Annotated in this window: 7 protein-coding genes; 1 reads left to right on the plus strand and 6 read right to left on the minus strand. The window is 53.2% G+C overall.

Annotated features, from left to right (window positions below; genetic code table 11):
- Window positions 1–226 precede the first annotated feature (226 nt).
- The 6 genes from Fuma_RS09255 to Fuma_RS09280 form a co-directional block, all read right to left on the minus strand.
- Window positions 227–2,788: a chemotaxis protein CheB gene (locus Fuma_RS09255; protein ID WP_077023881.1), complete on the minus strand. Its 2,562-nt coding sequence runs from the start codon at window positions 2,786–2,788 to the stop codon at window positions 227–229.
- A complete protein-coding gene (locus Fuma_RS09260; protein ID WP_077023882.1) occupies window positions 2,785–6,078 on the minus strand; it encodes a chemotaxis protein CheB in 3,294 nt (1,097 codons plus the stop codon). The genes Fuma_RS09255 and Fuma_RS09260 overlap by 4 nt, the downstream gene beginning before the upstream one ends.
- Window positions 6,079–6,233: 155 nt before the next feature.
- Window positions 6,234–6,683, minus strand: coding sequence for a response regulator (locus tag Fuma_RS09265; RefSeq protein WP_077023883.1), 450 nt, complete (start codon window positions 6,681–6,683; stop codon window positions 6,234–6,236).
- Window positions 6,676–9,828 carry a PAS domain S-box protein gene (locus Fuma_RS09270; protein ID WP_077023884.1) on the minus strand — a complete coding sequence of 1,051 codons (3,153 nt, stop codon included), beginning with the start codon at window positions 9,826–9,828 and terminating at the stop codon, window positions 6,676–6,678. The genes Fuma_RS09265 and Fuma_RS09270 overlap by 8 nt, the downstream gene beginning before the upstream one ends.
- 167 nt (window positions 9,829–9,995) lie before the next feature.
- On the minus strand, window positions 9,996–11,657 hold the full coding sequence (locus tag Fuma_RS09275) for a hybrid sensor histidine kinase/response regulator (RefSeq protein WP_077023885.1): 1,662 nt from the start codon (window positions 11,655–11,657) through the stop codon (window positions 9,996–9,998).
- A 60-nt stretch (window positions 11,658–11,717) separates the two neighbouring features.
- Window positions 11,718–15,749: a chemotaxis protein CheB gene (locus Fuma_RS09280; RefSeq protein WP_077023886.1), complete on the minus strand. Its 4,032-nt coding sequence runs from the start codon at window positions 15,747–15,749 to the stop codon at window positions 11,718–11,720.
- A 372-nt stretch (window positions 15,750–16,121) separates the two neighbouring features.
- Between Fuma_RS09280 and Fuma_RS09285 the strand changes: the two genes are divergently transcribed.
- Window positions 16,122–16,862: a response regulator gene (locus Fuma_RS09285; protein ID WP_077023887.1), complete on the plus strand. Its 741-nt coding sequence runs from the start codon at window positions 16,122–16,124 to the stop codon at window positions 16,860–16,862.
- The last annotated feature ends 778 nt before the right edge of the window (window positions 16,863–17,640 follow it).

Here is a 17,640-nt window from a genome sequence, read left to right on the forward strand (position 1 = left end):
CAGTTGTAGTAGACGAGCGAATCGCGGACCAAAATAGATGTGCTTACGGAAACTTGGAAGCCACGCAATGGAAATTGCATGAATGTACCATTCCCGCCTGCGGTTCAGGTTCGGTGATGCCCTGGGCAAAGCATTTGTTCGCACATTGCCTTTGGTTTTCCAACTCCGCCAGATTTTACTGATGGTCACCACTGGCACTTCTGGTTTTCAGAACCTGGAACACAATCTAATTCGTCTGTCCCAGGCTGATTTCGTGTACGTTTACGAGATTGAGGACGGCGCCGCGTCTGTCGCTTACGCTGACGTAGGGGAGGATTTTCATGAGGATGGCCTCACCTTTGGCATTGGTCACTTGAGCCGTGTAGCTGCGGTCTGACCGAACGACTTCCTGAAGTAGCTCGTCCAGATTCGTGATTTTTAGGTTGTGAGCGAAGTTGTCCAGTCGCCTGCCGATGTCGTGGTCGACCAGGTTGAAGTAGTCCGTGGCTGCCTTCGTAAATTTGCGAATCCTGAGATCTTCGTCCATGAAAACGATACCGATGTCGGTACTGCTGAGCAGGTTTTCCATGTCTTCAGTGAGCTCATGAAGTTCCGTGATCTTGCGGTGGTTTTCTGAGTTTACGGAGTACAGTTCTTCGTTGACGCTGTGCAGTTCTTCATTGGTACTCTGAAGTTCTTCGTTGGAAGCGACCATTTCTTCATTTGTGGATTGCAACTCTTCATTGCTGGTTTCCAGCTCTTCGATTGTGGCGCTCAAACTTTCCTTGGCGTAGATCAATTCGGATTCGATGGCTTCGTAATCCGCACCACGCCCCCGAGCGAATTGCACCTCTTCAGTAAGCGTTTTTTGAGGCTTCTGGGGGTCACAAAACTCAACAAACCACACAAAATTCTTAGACGAATCACTGCGCAAAGAGCGCACGGTCACGTCGATTTCGACCGTGCCGTCAGTGACGGGAAACGCTACGTTGCGAAGAACGAAACGTGTTTCCTGATCCTTCTGAGCGCGAACCAGTGCTGCTCCAATCGTTGTGCGAGCTTCACCTTCCAGAAGGCGCATGATGTTTCCTGTAAAACGCCCGGTGGCGCTTTTGAGGAATCGGTATCCGTTTCCAAAGACGTGCAGAACATTTCGGCTTTCGTCCAGCAACAGTCCACATTCGACGAATTCGTTTAGCAATAAATCGTAAGCTTCCAGCAGGCCTGTGAAGCTGAGCTGTTCGGGCTTGTCGCGATTGAGAATGTTGACCAGGCGGCGCGGCCCGCGAGCGATGGCCTGCGTGATATTGCCGGGATCGACAGCCAACCCCGGCAGGCTTCGAAGCTTGCGGAAGATTCGCCACGTGCTGTCAATCGTTTCGAATTCATCCTGAAGTTTGCCAGGCGTCTCACTGGCCCCCAGCATCATGATTCCGTTTTGTGCCAGTGCGAAATGAAATGCTGCAATCGCGTGGGCCTGAGCGCTCGCTTTCAGATAGATGAGCATGTTGCGACAGCTGACCAGGTGCAATTTTGTAAATGGCGGGTCCTGCATGACGTTGTGTCGGGCAAACACGATGTGACGGCGAATATCTGCTGAGATGCGGAATTTCCCATCCGGCAGCGGGGAGAAGAATCGCGCCTGGCGCTCATGCGACACAAATTCCATTGATCCCGGCGGGTACACCCCATGTGCCGCAAAGTCGAGGGCACCTTGGTGAACGTCTGTTGCAAGGATTTTAAGTCGCACTGGTTTGCCGTGACGAGCAAAAAGTTCGGTGGCCAACATCGCGATGGTATAGGGTTCCTCACCAGTTGCGCAAGCTGCGGACCAGATTCGCAGTTCCTCACCGGGTTCGAGCCTGGCGACTATTTTGCTTAAGGGCGTTTGCAGCGAGAAAAAGGCTTCGGAGTCTCGAAAGAACTTCGTGACGCCAATAAGCATGTCGTGATACAGAAGGTCGAGCTCGGCGTTATCGGCCTGTAAGGTTTTCGCGTACTCGTGGATGGAGCGACTGTGGATGGCCTGAATGCGGCGTTCGATTCGGCGAGCGACAGTTGTTGATTTGTAATCTGCAAAATTGATTCCGTGTCGCTCGCATAGCAGTGAGAAGATGAGGTTGATCCCTGACATCTCCTCCGTGGTCATGAACTCTTCCGCTGCCAGCCGCTTCGTAGGATCGATGGCGTGGCGAGAGAGTAGTTGGGCAATTTCTTCGGGCGGAAGCACGAGGTTGACGCATTCTGTCGCGATCGCGTTGGCCGGCATACCGTCAAACTGTGCCGTGTCAGGAGACTGCGCCACGGTCAGTCCGCCGGCCTCATGGATCGCTCGAATACCCGAAACGCCGTCCGTGCCCGTTCCCGAAAGGATGACGCCAACCGCACGTTCGCCAAATCCCTGAGCAATAGAATGCAGAAGAAGGTCGACGGGGCGCTGCATCTGATCACGGTCAATATCTGTCAGTACAACTCGGCTATCGTCGATCGCGATGTTCTTGCTGCGAGGAATCAGATACACGGTGTTCTGCTTTAGCGGAATGCCCTGCTGAGCATTCATTACCTTCATGTGGGTATGGCGGCCAAGGATTTCATCCATCACGCTCTTAAAGTCAGGTGATAGATGCTGGACTACGACAAACGTCAGTCCCGTATCGTTGGGAAGATGCTGCAGCAGCACTTCCAGAGCCTTCAATCCTCCTGCAGACGCGCCAATGCCCACGATGCAGTGAATAGCGGGATCCTCATCCGGAATCAATGAATCCTTACGTTCAATTTCTGCGGGTCTGTTCAGGCTGTCGTCTGTCATGTTCCGAGATCCGAATCTGAATGCATCGCGGACGGAGGCACCGGCGCGAATTCGCGCAACGTAAATTTAAAGATACTGCCAACTGGCGAATTTGGTTCCACCCAGATCCTTCCTCCATGCCTGACAACAATGCGCTTGCACAAAGCCAATCCAATCCCAATGCCTGGTGCATCTTCCTTATAACCCAAACGCTTAAAAATTGTGAACACACGGTCCTTGTGTCGTTCGTCAATTCCGATGCCGTTGTCCGCAACGGAAATCACCACGAATCCGTCAGCCCGGTGATAGCTGACATTGACCTGTGGCTGTTCCTCAGATCGATACTTGATCGCATTGTCAAACAGGTGGAAAAATACCGTTTGCAACTGTGCACGATCTCCGGACACGACCGGTAGCTTGTCGACCATAAAGTTCGCCTGATTAAACTCAATGGTGCCCGATAAACTTTTGACGGCCTCGTCAAGCACCTCAGATAGTTCCACAGGTGCCATGGGGCGGGCGCGACTGTTAATCCGTGAATACGAAAGCAATCCGCCAAGCATTGTGTGCATGGCGTTTGCGCTATCGTGAATGACTTTCGTCGCTTTGGGGATCTGCTCAACTTGACCGGATTCCGCCGCTTCATCAAGAATTTTCGAGTACTGGCTGATGTGGCGAAGCGGGGCCTGAAGGTCGTGAGACACCGCATATGCGAAGTCTGGCAGTTCTTCATTAATCTGCGTCATCATGCTGCGCTGCGCCTGTTCGGCCTCCCGCAGAGCCGTGATGTCAGTCGTTGTCAGCACAACGCCCTGGACAGCATCATTCTCTGTGCGGTAAGGCTGCATTCGTTGAAGGTAGACGCTGCCATCGGCACTCTGAACCTCAACCTCTTTCGCCTGCAAAGTACTCAATACCTCAGCCGCGTCAGCCAGCAGGTTGGGGCTGTCCAGTTTGTAAGCAATATTATCGATCGGCCGTCCGATATCCTGTTCCATGACATTGAACGCTGCAGAAATCGCGGGCGTGTACATGCGAATCCGAAACTCATGATCCAGGAAGATCGTGCCAATGTCGGTGCTTTTAAGAAGGTTGTCCATGTCACTCGTGAGCTGCGTGAGTTCCTCAATCTTCTGCTTGTGCTCGGAATTCACCGTATAAAGCTCTTCGTTCACGCTGTGCAGTTCTTCATTGGTACTCTGCAGTTCTTCGTTGGACGCGATCAGTTCTTCATTGGTGGCCTGCAGCTCTTCGTTGCTTGATTCCAATTCTTCCACGGTGGCCTGCAGCGTTTCCCGTGTGTAGTTAAGCTCACGCTCAAGTTGCAGGATTCGCTCATCAGAACGGTCCTCTCGACGCAATTCTTCGATGATTGATGCATCTGCCGCTAGCGTTTCCTGTTGCTTTTCGAGGATTACCAGGTATAGGTTTCGATTCGCTTTCCGATACGGTTCCACCTTGACCTTGTAGAGTTCGAATTCGTCTGAGTTGTCCATTTCGCGACGAATCCCTTTCAACGTGACTGCCTGATTTTCCTGTCTTGCTCGATGCAGCGCCGTGCTGACTGCGGTCCGCATTTCCCCATCGAGCATTTTCAACGCGTCTAGTGTGGGGCGACCTTCCGGCTGCACCAGAAGCTTTCTGGCATCACCGAACGTATGCACTAATTCCTGCTGGTCGTTGATCATCAGGCTGGGTGGGACGTACCTTGTCAGCAGATCCTCCATCGCTGTTGAAACCCATGCGGCCCGTTCTGCTTTGAAGGGTGATGCGACGATTCCATTGTGTTTTTCGAGCACCACACTGCTTAGCACGGGTGTCATTGGCATTCGCGTTGCTTCCGGCAGACGCACATCGCGACGTTTGCGGTAAATTCTCCAGTGCCGATCAATGGTGTCAAATTCAGACTCAAGGTCGCTCACTGATTCACTCGGGCCTAAAAACAGAGTTCCACCTGTCTTCAAGCCAAAATGGAAAAGAGACAAGACTCGCTTCTGTACTTTCGGTTCCAGATAGATCAGAACGTTGCGGCAGCTGATAAGATCAAGACGGGTGAACGGCGGATCTGACGTCAAATCGTTGGCTGCGAAGATGACCTTTTGCCGCACCTCTCGTTTAATGTGGCACAAGCCGTTAGATTTGGTGAAATATCGTCCCTGCAGATCAGCAGGAACAACCTCTAACGCCTGAATAGGGTAGACAGCTGTACTTGCGGTTTCCAAAGATGTGCGGTGCACGTCCGTGGCAAAGACCTTGAAGTCCTGGCTGCGGTTCGCGTTCGCAATTGCCTCGTCAAAAAGAATTGCCATCGAATACGCTTCTTCACCCGTCGCGCAACCGGGAACCCAGATGCGAATTTCTTCACCGGCCTCCGAACGATCAACCAGCTGTGGAATGATATCTTCCCTCAACCTTCGAAACGCCGCTTCGTCGCGGAAGAACTGTGTAACCTCAACCAGCAAATCCCGAAACAGGTAGTCACGTTCTTCTTCATCTTCCTCAATGTGAACGGCATACTTGTCTAAATCGGTAAACCCGCTGATTTGCATACGCCGCTCAAGCCGCCTGTGGATAGTCGCCGGCTTGTACAAAGCAAAATCGATCCCATGATGCAGGCGGAACATGTTGAAGATACTAAACAAGCCAGGTTCGCCAGACGGCAGCTTGGTCGCCCCTTCGACTCGTTGCAGGGCGACTTTGTCTTTCTCTTTTGAATATTCAATCACGCGCACCGCGAGATCATTCGGAGCAAGCGCCACATCGACGACTCCAGTCTGCATGGCCGCGCGAGGCATACCGTCGAAGCCAGCGGTTTCTGCATTCTGGGCAAGCACGATACCACCGGCTTCGTGGACATCTTTGATCCCACGCGAACCATCGCTGCCCGTACCTGAAAGCACAATGGCGATGGCTCGCTCCGCCGCATCTTTGGCAAGTGACCGAAAGAAGATATCGATGGGGAGATTCAGTCCGCGGTGGCTTTCCTGGTCTGTTAACAGAAGGCGACCTTCGGACAGCGCCATGTTTTTTTCCGGCGGGATCAGGTAGATGGAGTTTGCTTCCACCTCCATCGAATCAATGACTTTATGAATGGCCATCCGAGTATGGCGGGCCAGAAGTTCGTCCATCAGACTTTTGAAGTCCGGGGACAGATGCTGGACCACCACAAATGCCATTCCCGTGTCGACGGGCATGTGGTCGAAGAACTCTTCGATGGGATTCAGCCCGCCAGCCGACGCTCCAATCCCAACAATAAAAGTTGGTTGCGAAGCGGATGGTTCAACGGTCGTCTCAGGAGTGGTTGCTGTCATGATCTATCCAACCCGACAGCCTTCCGCCGGGGATTTCAGGGGCATGAAAATGCAGGTGATAAAGTGCGAAAAAATTCCAACGCAAGCGTTCTGCGGATCGATCACAGGGTCTCGAAAGGCGTTCCTGGCAATCCGCACTTCGCAGCTTCACATGGTTAATCATTCCGGGGCGGAGGTAACGCGACAATCTTGACCCAGAAGTGGCTGACCTGCTGAATCACGTGGAAGAATTGGGTCAGGTCCACGGGCTTCACGATGTAGTTGTTTGCTGCGAGACCGTAGGACTGCAAAATGTCTTTGTCGTAGTTTGATGTTGTGAGGACGACGACGGGAATGACCTTCAGATTTTCGTCATTACGCATCTCTTTCAGAACGTCACGCCCGTCCATTCGCGGCATATTCAAATCCAGTAATATGAGATCAGGTCGGCTCGCGTCCCGGTAGTCACCTTCTCTCCGCAGATACGCCATCGCCTTCTCACCGTCCGACACGTGATGGACGTTGTTCTGCAGACGGCCTTCTTTCAACGCCTCCAGCGTCAATTCGGCATCCGTCACGCTGTCCTCAACCAGCAGGATTTCAATCACCTTTTCGTTTTCAAGCATAACGTTGTTCTTCCGCAGCTAACCTTAATGTGAAAACGCTTCCCTTGCCTGGAGTGCTGGACACAGAGATCGATCCGTTGTGACGTTCAGCGATTCGTTTGCAGATGGCGAGACCGATGCCCGTTCCCGGAATCTCCTCACGCCGGTGCAGCCTCTTAAAAATCGTGAATGTCTGTTTGATATGATCCGCTCTGATTCCGATACCATTATCTTCCACAGAAACGTCCCAAAATGATTCCGTCCGGGTCGCAAAAATGCGAATCCGGGGCGGAATATTCTGCTGGCGAAACTTGATGGCATTACTGATCAGATTCTGGAACAACTGGGCAAGCAATTGCGCATCTCCTGCAACCATCGGAAGATCTTCGACAGTAATTTGCGCGCCACTTTCTTCGATCGGCAACTGCATCTGCTCCATGGCAGCCGCAACGACGTCCTTCACGCAGATCACCTTTAACGGACGTTTATCGTTTCCAACTCTGGAAAATTCAAGCAAGTCCTCGATGAGAGTCGTCATGCGGCTGGCCCCTTCCACCGCCTTCGCAATGTACCCGCGAGCAGTTTCGTCCAGTGAATCGCTATAGCGGCGTTGCAGCAGCTGACAGAACCCGCCAACAGCACGCAGAGGTTCCTGCAAATCGTGTGAAGCGACATAGGCGAATTGTTCAAGATCGGAGTTACTTTCGAGCAGCTGCAGTTCTACATTTTTGCGATGGGTGACATCGTAGATAGAACCGGCCATTCGAAACTGCTTGCGATCGTCGTCCCGCAGCATCGCTCCCCGAGCGCGAAACCATCGGTACACGCCGTCCTTCCGTCGCATACGAACTTCAAGGTCCATAGGCTGACCGTTCTTCTGATGCTGCTGAATCTGATCCCAGAAACTGTCGCTGTCGTCAGGATGAATTCGCTGCTTGAAGCTGTCGAGTTCGTTGGGAAACCCGTCGAAGTCGTCAGGAGCATAACCCAACAACTCTCGAAATCGCGTGCTGTAGTCGACGGAATCTGTCAGCAGGTCCCAGTTCCACGCTCCGTCCGTGACGCCCATTAACTCGATGAGTGCTTCAAGTTTTGCACGCGTTTCCTGCAGTTCGGTCACGTCAACATGTGTGCCGACCATGCGATTGGGCTTGCCGTCAGAATCGAAGGACAGTCGCCCCCGAGACAAAATCCATCGATAGCTGCCGTCTTTGTGTTTCAAACGAAACGTGGATTGATAGTCAGGTTTTCTTTTGACCAACGCATCCTGCGCCACGGCGCGAGCTTCGTCCGCATCATCTGGGTGCAGGCGAACTTCCCAGTCGTTGAATGTTTTGAGGGTTCCCGGTGATTCGCCCAGCTGACTGTGCCAATGGTCGGAAAAATGCACCTCGCCGGATAGCACGTCCCAGTCCCACAGGCCGACATTGCCACCGGAAATCGCCAATTCCAGACGAGCCCTCGCTTCGTCAAGTTCCTTTTCTGCGGCCACACGAGCGGTGATATCGCGAACGAACGAACATGCGAATTCCTCGCCCTCAAATTCGATGTGATGGATCACAATCTCAACAGGAAATATCGTGCCATCACGACGCTCATGCCGCATGGTCAACATCAGGCGTTTGTCCTGGTGGATCCTTGGCCAGATTTCGGCTCGAAACTTTTCGACCGATTGAAGGTCCGGGTTGATGTCAGCGACTGTTAACTTCAGGAGATCTTCACGCGAATACATGAGCCGAATGCATGCTTCGTCATTGACGTAAAAGATGTGGCCGTCCGGTTTCACCCACAGCACCGCGTCAGCGGCTGTATGCAAAGCCGTTTGACTCCGATACAGATCTCTTTCTGCGGCTTTTCGGGCAGAAATGTCCTGGACCGAAGCGACGATGACTTCTTCTCCGCCGAAGTCGACTAAAACCGTTTGGAGTTCGCAGTCGAAAGTCGTGCCGTTACGTCTTCTGTATGTTGACTCAAGGCGTAGCTCTCCCTGGTGCTTCGTTACGTTCCAGTGACTGGCCCATGCGTCGTCCGGAAAGTCCGGGTTAACATCTGCCATCGACATCTGGCAAAGTTCTTCGCGCGAATAACCCAGATAACGGGACGCCAGTTCATTGGCGTATGCAAAGGAACCATTTTCGCGAATCCAGAACTGAGCGTTCGACGCTTTTTCAATCGTAAACTGACTCATCCTCAATCGGTGTTCCGCTTCCTGACGTTCCCGAACAGTGGCGGCCAGGGTCAGGAATGTTGTGGCTGAAACAAACAGGTAACTCTGCAACGCGAAAGCACGTTCCGGCAGTGCTTCGATTCCACCGAAAAACCCCTTACCTCCGGCTGTGTCAGCGACGGCGATTAATGCCAGAACAAACAATCCACTTGCCGCTCCAACAACCTCAAACCGCATGACCAGCCACAGCAGAATGGGAAACACGATGTAGGCCATTCGTTGAAGCTGAATACCGAAAACATAGTGAGACGCGGCAGCCAGCGCAATCAGCAGTCCAACGTAGATCCCCTTTTCAAGCGGTCCCGTCAGTACGGCAAACCGTCGACGTCGCTGCTTCCAGTGTGCGTATGCATCGATGGCGATCCAGACAAACGGGAAGGTCACAAGCATCCCCACGTAATCCGCGCTCCACCAGATTCGCCAGGTGTTGGCATAGCTTGCGTCAAACGCCTTCCAGACGACAGCCGCTCCCAGCGTTGCCCCAGCGGCGGTACTGAGCACGCAGACCAGCAGCACAAACGTCAACGCGCTGCGGACTGTCTGCAGTATTTTCGATGCCGAATCAAATCGACGAATCAAAGCGACGGCGATCATCGCTTCTGTTGTGTTCGCGACCCAAAAGCCGAGGCTCACGAAGAGGTGTTTGTCGTGCAACCCCACGTCCGAGGCGATATTTGCCGTGAGTGTGGCGAACAGCAGAATGGCCCAGTAGCGTGGTCGGACAGCAAGGTACGTTGCCACAGCCAGTCCAGCGGGCAGCCAGAACGTGGCGAAATAGCCCGAAAACGACATCGCATGGCCAATCTCGGCAGCTATCAGGTAACCAAGTGAGACGCAGCAAAACAGGGCCCATCGACTTCTTGTTGATAGCGGCGGGACGTCGGTTGCGGACACGTTTGTTTTCTGAGGCTGGTTGTGAATAAAGCGAAGCGAAAACATCGTGGCAGTCGCGATTAAATTCCTCAGAGACTACAGATCGTTCAATGTATATCAGGATGTGTCAGGCCATTGTTTCTTGACTTCTGTGTTCTGCTGCTTAGCCACTCACCAAACTGGTTTTTTACTTTAGGAATCCGTCGACACTACGAAGTGATTTACGTTCAGTATCAGCGTTCACCACATTCCAGCCTGCTTCCGATCATCTCCAAAAGTGCATTAAAGCGGATCGGTTTAGAAAGAATCTGTGCCTGATGTTCGTCAAGGAACTGCCGATCGACGACAGAATCGCCATGTCCGGTTAAGAATACAACCGGTGCTCCGGCAAATCGAACATGAAACTGTGAGCATACGTCTTTGCCACTTTTCCGGGGCATAATCGCATCAGTCAGTAGCAGATCAATCCTGCCTTCAAAAGATTCAATAAGCTCCAGTGCATGCAGGCCATCGTTCGCTGTGATCACGTTGTAACCTGCATTCAGCAACGTACAGGACAGGACTTCACGAATCGCAGGCTCATCCTCAGCGACCAGAATCGTCCCGCTGCCGTGCGCATAGGCGTTGTGTGAATCTGGCGACTCTGCAACATCGTCCGAAGGCGACTCCGTTGAAAGGGGCAGGTAGATCGTAAAGATGGCGCCGTGGCCCAATCTGGAATCAACGGTGATTCCCCCGCCATGTTGCCGCACGATTCCGTAAACAATAGACAGTCCCAGGCCAGTTCCCGATTTCGTCTCTTTGGTCGTGTAGAAGGGGTCAAACAGTTTTCTGCGAGTCGCATCGTCCATGCCTTCGCCGTCATCGCATACGGTAATTACGGCGTAAGGTCCCGGCGGAAGTCGTGTTCCATCGTCGAGAAGCAGATCCGATATTTCGCAGTGGTCGGCACGCACTTGCATGCAACCACCTTGAGGCATTGCATCCCTGGCATTCACGCAGAGGTTCAGCAGCGCTTGTTCGATGAGATTGCCATCCGCGTTAATCGGCAGCGAAGTGCGCGGTACGTGTGATTCGATGGAAATACATTCTGGCACCGTGCGAGCCGCCATGTCCACGGTGTTCTCGACTAATTCGCGGAGGTCAACTGTCCTTGCTGTCAGCGAAGACCGGCGACTGAACGCCAGTAGCCGCCCAGTCAGGTCGACACCACGTTGAGCTCCATCCAACAGCTTATCGATCAGCATTGTGGATTCGCCTCTGGCGGCAAGCTCTGTTTTCGAAAGCTCTGCACATCCAACAATAACCTGCAAAATATTGTTGAAATCGTGTGCGATGCCCGCGGACATCTCATTCAGAACCTCCATTTTTTGCGACTGCCGCAACTGACTCGCGAGAGCCCGTTGCTTAGCCTCTGCCGCTTTTTGCCGTGAGATATCGATGACGGCAAAACGGTACTCTCCTTCAGACGTCGCCGTCGATTCAACGCGAATCCAAACCTCAGCGACGTCTTCCGGAGTCTTAAGTTGAAATTCGGCAACGACTGGAACGTCGGATGACGCGACGGACCACATGTGTTGGCGGAACGTCAGGTTGGATTCGCGTGTAAGAAATCGTTGCAGGGACACACCTTCCTGCACTGGTGCAATGTGTCCAAGCAGTGTGCGAGCTCGTCGATTCGCAACTGTGATGACTCCGGACCTGTCCAGAGAAAGGTAGCCAACAGGCGCGTCATTCCATAGTTCGTGAAATCGCTCTGTCGCGTGATTCAGTTCCTCATGAGCGCGGCGGAGTTCGGTATTTTGTTGCTGTAATTCAAACTGATGTTGCTGCAAATCTTCGATCAACTGTTCACGGGTCGAAGTGGTGCCGGATTTTGTCTCGCTAACATTCATATTCTTACTTCCTTCCGTGGCTGAATTTGAGGTATTCCATCACGCACTTGAGCCCAACGGCTACACGTTGGTTTTTGCCGGACCTCGCTGAATGTCCGCCAGTTCGGACAGAATTGTGTCGAGTGATTCGGGGTTGAGTGGCTTCACAAGATGGAGGTCAAATCCCGACTCGCGCACCGCTTCCCTGTCTGCATCCTGCCCATAGCCGGTTAACGCCACCAGGCGAACATCGTCGAAGGACGAATCGTTTCGAATCCGACGAGCGACTTCGTGCCCATCCATTTCGGGCAGACCAATATCGATGATCGCAGCGTCGGGACGAACCTTCCGGATCAATTCAAGGCCTTCCGCACCGTCGCGTCCTTCGTGTACCGACAAACCTCGCAGTGCCAGCAAAGTTGCCAGCATCTCTCTCGCGTCATCAATATCTTCGACAAGAACCACTTGACGAATCGCGACTGACGGGCGCGCTACCGGGCCCGCGACAGCCAGCTGCGCCGATGTGCTTAGCGGTAATGTGACGGTGAACGTGCTGCCTCTGCCGGGCCCATTGCTGCGAGCCGTGACTTTTCCCTTGTGAAGTTCGACGACAGCCATCACCAAAGTCAGCCCAACGCCCATGCCACCATTGGATCGATCCAGAGTCTCATCTGATTGATAGAACAGGGAGAAAATCTCCTGCAGCTTGTCTCGCGGAATTCCAACGCCAGTATCCTGAACTTCAATCACACCGAACCCGCCTTCCGCTTGCAATGACAGTCTGATGTCTCCACCAGCCGGCGTGTATTTGATGGCGTTGGTCAACAGGTTGACCGTTACCTGTTCAAGGCGAGCGGGATCACCGTCGACCACCAGTGCCTCCGTTGGCATTTCAACTGAGAAACTTAGGTCTGCGTCGTTTAAGGAACGACGAACAACGGATATCGCCTGCTCAACAATATGCCGCAGGTCGACCTTGCCTGTCCGCAATTCGATCTTTCCGTGAGTGATTCGCGAAACATCCAACAGGTCGTCCAGCAATCGCGACATCTGATTCAACTGACGCCTCACAACCTCGAGTGCCTTTCGAGTGATGGATTCGTCTGCTGCGCCACTCGCCAGAACTGCAGTCGCATTAGTGACCGCTCCCAACGGATTTCGCAGTTCGTGGGACAGCATTGCCAGAAACTGGTCTCGCCTGGCAACGGCCTTCTGAACCCCTTCTTCGGCCAGCCGACGATCCGTAACGTCTTCAAACGAACCCGCCATGCGCACCACTCGGTCAGCACCAAAGCGGTCGGCAGAGCCTCGCATGTGAAACCAACGGTATTCTTCAGATGCACCGTGTTCCATGCGGTACTCGATATCAAACGGAGTGCCGCGCTCAAGGTGACTTGCCAACGCGTCCATCACGAGTTGCTCATCTTCTGGATGAATGAGTTCACGCCAGTAGGAAACAGTCAGCTCCTGTTCCGGTGGGCGTCCAAGCAGTGCGTACATCCGACTGGAACACCATATCGGTTCCTGCTTCACATTTTGCCAGTCCCATATTCCCGCATTGCTGCCTCGCACCGCAAGATCAAACCGTTCTTCGCTTTTCTTGAGTGCCTCAGTCGCCACCTGTAAGGTCGTAACATCCACCAGCGTGACGACAGCTCCTTCGACTGTGCCGCGGGAAAGATAGGGAAAGATACGCAGCAGATACCATTGACTACTCTGATCCTTAATTTCGCGATGAACAGGCTGTTCTGTCCGAATGACTTCACGAATGGCTTCGGTCAGTGTGGCGTCCTGCAGCTTGTGAGTGAAAGAATCGATTCTCCTACCGATGTCCTGGGGGATTAAATTAAACAGTTCCGCGATACGCGGCGTGAACCGACGTAACCGAAGATTGGAATCGAGAAACAAAGTGTGGACGTTAGTTGTCGTCAGCAGGTTGTCAATGTCGTCATTTAACTCCGTCAGTTCGTCGATCTTCCGCTGATGTTCCGCATTCACGGTATACAGCTCTTCATTAACGGAATGTAGTTCTTCGTTGGTGCTCTGCAGCTCTTCATTCGACGCTGTCATCTGTTCATTTGTCGACTGCAATTCTTCGTTGGTTGATTGCAGTTCTTCAATGGTCGATTGCAGATTGTCCTGCGTGAACTGCAGCTCACGTTCGAGGTGTTCGACGTTGCTTAACTCAGCTGCAGAAAGCAGCGTGGGGCTGACCTCCGCATCCGCTGAGATGTCTGTCACCTGCAATGTAATCAGGACTGTTTGCGCTTCTTCATCACCGCTTTCGAAAGTTTCCGCCGTCAGTGCGATGCCTGTGACCTGGTTGTTAATTTCGCATTTGACCGGTTCAACGGTGACTGGATGTTTGTCGCGTCGCAAGTGGATCAACGCCAACGATAAGTGAGAACGCAGCTCCGGGTGAATCACCTGAAGCACGTCGTTGGTCGGACGTCCATCGGAGAAAACGAGGTACTTCCCAGCGCCGCCAAGGACGTGCAGAACTTCCCGTTTTTCATTCACAAGTAGCGCGGGGCAGTTAAGGCGTTTCAGCAGCTGGTCGTAGGTCTTCAGCAGCTGACGCGTGGCGTCTCGGTCGGGCGGCGGAGTGGTGTCAGTTGTATGCGTCCATGCCACACGGTTTAAAGTCCCTCGAATGCCTGTGCTGGGGACTTCGCGGTCCTTGCGAAAGATTCTTGACGTTTCGTCGATTGCCTGAAATTCACTGCGCAGGTTGCCAAGGCTTTCGCTTCCGCCCAGACAAAGAGTTCCTCCCGTTTTCAAGCCAAAATGAAACAGCGAAAGGACCCGTTGCTGAGTCGGTGGCGTGAAATAAATCAACAGATTGCGACACGTGATCAGATCCAGCCGAGTGAACGGTGCGTCACGAATCACGTTGTGCGGTGTGAACACAACCATCTTGCGAAGTTCCGGCGCCACATGAAATCCGTCCTGACGCTCGATAAAGAATCGTTCGCGACGTTCAGGTGTGACATTGCCGAGTTGATCGTGCGAATACACACCGCGTCCGGCGGCCGCCAAAGACTGTTCGTGTACGTCGGAGGCAAAAATTCGGATTCGCTTCTCAATACCTCGCTTCGAAAATTCTTCTGCAAGAAGGATTGCTAAAGAATACGCCTCCTCACCGGATGCTGTGCCCGCGACCCAACAACGAAACTCTTCCTCTTCGTGAAGGTTGTCTACGGCAGAGGGGATGACATCAAGCTGCAGCCGCTCGAAGACTTTGCAGTCACGAAAAAAGTCGGTCACACCGATAAGCATGTCGTGATAAAGAAGGTTGATTTCATCTCCCTCTTCGGTCAGCGAATCCGCGTAGCTCTCCAGGTCCGAAACGCCTGAGAGCTTGACTCGGCGCTCAACGCGACGAGCAATCATGTCTGATTTGTAGTGTGAAAAATCTAATCCAAATTTTTGATGCAAGAGATGGAAAATCAATCGCATTGACGGGGCCATATGATCTACCAGCTCCATGCTGTCAGAATTCCTTTCCTTTTCGTGCTGTGGCCATTCCTCATTGGCCATGCGATGAAGGGTCTTCGCAATCTCACCCGGACTTAAGATAAGGTCTACAACGCCCGTGTTACATGCACTGCGAGGCATTCCGTCGAAGTTGGCAGATTCGAGCGATTGAACAATCACGACGCCGCCGGCTGCCGCGATGTCTCGACCCCCCCGGGATCCGTCGCTGCCGGTTCCGGAAAGAATGATGCCAATCGCGTTCTCGCCAACGTTTTGCGCGAGCGACCGGAATAGTTCGTCCACGGGAAACGCCAGGCTGGTTCCTTCGGCGCGTTCGGCCAGCAGCAGTTTGTCATTCGAAATGATGACCTGCTTGCCGGGTGGTAGCAGGTGGATGCGATTTGCTTCCACCGGCATACCATCTTCGATCAACGTCACCTGCATCTGTGTGTGTCGCGACAGCAGTTGGTCCATGATGCTGTCGAAGTCAGGCGAAAGGTGCTGAACCACGATAAACGCCATTCCGCTGGTCGGGTTCAGCTCGTCGAACAGTGATTCCAACGCATTGAGGCCACCAGCAGAGGCACCGATTCCAACGATCTTAACTGGCTTCAAGTTGCCATCATCCGATCCCATGTGCGACCTCCAGCGCGATGCATTTGCGTAGCGTGATGCGAAAGTACGCGATCGTCAGCTCACATCAATTCGAGCGGGTTTAATCTATATAAATCGCGAGCAGCTTGGCGAGCCCCAGGTTGAATTCCGTACTGAATACCGGGGAATCCAAGCATTTCCCCACAGGAGTGGGAGTAGTTACCCCCACAGGCACGACCAATTCGAGTGAAAACACTCACTCGAATTGGTATGGAAGACCCGATCTTCAATTTTTTTCTTAAAAGTTTCCCTTGTCGACTAGAAACCCTTCCATCAATATTCCTCCGTCTAGGGATCGGACACAACTCAGCAGCATGGATGCCACAAGGGCCACCCCAGGGGAAGGAATCCGTAATGTTAGTGATGTCACGCCGCAAGGATCAAAAAATTGTATTTCCAGCATTAGGGATTACAGTCACTCTGCTGAACGTTAAGGGCAACACCGCACGTGTTGGAGTGGATGCACCAAGCGATATCGTGGTGCTACGCGAAGAGATCGCTGGCTCAGCCGCCGTCCCCGCAATCAACTCCTCCGCCGCCAACTCTCACAAGCTGCGGAACGTTCTGAATTCCATCAACCTGTACGTGATGGTCTATCAGCAACAGGTCGATGCGATGCTTCCGGAGGCAGCCGCCGCGACGTTCATGAAGATGGTTGAGTACCTTGAAAGGCAGACGGAGCAGGGAGCCGTCAATTTCAGAGTCGACAACGACGAGTGCCCCGGAATCGATGGGCGAGTGATGGTTGTCGAAGACGATCCCGACCAGCGCGACCTGCTGTGCAGCCTACTGGCGATGCAGGGACTGGATGTTGATGGCCATTCTGACGGTCAGGCTGCACTGAAGGAACTGCAGGCTGGATGTAAACCGGACATTGTTCTGCTGGATTGGTCGATGCCAGCGTTCGGCGGTGAATGGCTTGTCCCAAAAATTCGACGAGAGTTTGGCAGCGACGCTCCAAAGCTCTTCGTTCTAAGTGGAGCCGAAACCACGACGCGTGCTTATCGTGAAAGCGTCGATGCCTGGATCTCAAAGCCGCTCAATCAGGATGCACTAATCGCTCGCATCCGATCAATTTATCCGGCCGCCTGTTAAGACATACGGAATTGGGGTTCGTTGTGCTAGTCTCAGGATGAGGCAACTCAGAGCATGGATGCACCGATGGCATAACGTACCTCGACCCCTGCGGGGACGGCGAATAAAAACGCCGTCCCCGCTTCTGTTTCCGCCACCCCGCCGAGTACAACCAAATGACGCGGCAAATTGTGGAGCCACAGCAACGCACATTCCGCCCCAGCCAACGGGTGGATCTCACTGCTTAACCGTTACTCCACGGACGACACCCGGCGGAAAAACACAGACCGCCCCACGCCGACTTCCCCGGCCACGACTGCAGCTCATCCATGATAGATTCGCGGCCGTCGTCTGATCGGCTGCGTTTGGAGACTACGTGAAGCATCAACCATGCCACGCAGTACGCCCGCAGCATCGTCGCACCAAACGATGCGTGCCAATTTCGCTGTCAGACGTTTTCCCGCGCGGTCGTGGATAACGCAGGACATTCACGCTGCATCTGGTTTTCGGCCGTGACAAGGCATACGTGTCGCAATCCGCGCGAGCAACGGCGCATACATGCTTTTCTTTCACAAAGAAGGCCGCTGACTACCTTACGAGAATGGTCCCGTTCGGCCTGCTCCGATTCCTTGGCGCGTTTCGTTCGCGTGGTTCAATGTGGTTTCTCGCGCATCCACAACTTTGGCGCTGTGTGAATCGTCGAGTAGCCCTGATCCGCGGCCAGCGACTCGGCATTCTAAAAAAATTCGCAACTTTCGGATGTGCCCACTTTCCGCAGGGAGCTACCAGGAGTTTGCGG

The sequence above is a fragment of the Fuerstiella marisgermanici genome (assembly GCF_001983935.1).
GTDB lineage: Bacteria > Planctomycetota > Planctomycetia > Planctomycetales > Planctomycetaceae > Fuerstiella > Fuerstiella marisgermanici.